The 752-nt window shown below is 61.4% G+C and carries 1 protein-coding gene; it reads left to right on the plus strand.

Translation table 11 applies throughout. The features are described from left to right. Positions 1-752 (plus strand): AMP-binding protein (locus F0169_RS00005; RefSeq protein ID WP_152745063.1); only part of this gene is annotated, 752 nt, incomplete at both ends.

Raw genomic sequence — 752 nt, forward strand, 5'->3', positions numbered from 1 at the left:
CGCGGGTGCTCAAAGACGGCGCACCGCACGTATTTGCTCAACGGCTACGGCCCGACCGAAGCCACTACGTTCTCGACCACCTATGAAATCAAACGGGCAGACGAGGGCAGCATTCCTATCGGGCGCCCGGTCGGTAATAGCCGCGCCTACGTGCTGGATGCGCGTCAACAACCCGTGCCGGTGGGCGTCACTGGCGAGCTGTATATCGGCGGCCAAGGCGTAGCGTTGGGCTACTTGAACCGTGCGGACCTCACCGCAGAGAAATTCCTCGCCGACCCGTTCAGCAACGCTGGCCTGATGTACCGCACTGGCGACCTGGTAGCGTGGCGTGTCGACGGCACCTTGCAGTACCAGGGACGCAACGACCAGCAAGTAAAAATCCGTGGTTTCCGCATCGAGCTCGGTGAAATCGAAACCTTGCTGGGCGAACACCCGCAGGTCAAGGACGTGGTGGTGTTGGCGCGTGAAGACGAGCCAGGAAACAAGCGCTTGGTGGCGTATTTCACTGAACGCGATGCGGTTGCAATCGAAGCACTGCGCGACCATCTGCAAGCGCAGTTGCCGGATTACATGGTGCCCGCCGCGTATGTGCGCCTGGACAACCTGCCGCTGACCAACAACGGCAAAGTCGACCGCAAGGCGCTGCCGCTGCCGGACCAAGACGCGCTGCTCAGCCGTGGTTACGAAGCACCACAAGGTGAAGTGGAAACCCTGCTGGCGCAGATCTGGGCCGACCTGCTCAAGGTTGAGCA

This window comes from Pseudomonas kitaguniensis (assembly GCF_009296165.1).
In the GTDB taxonomy this organism is placed as follows: Bacteria; Pseudomonadota; Gammaproteobacteria; order Pseudomonadales; family Pseudomonadaceae; genus Aquipseudomonas; species Aquipseudomonas kitaguniensis.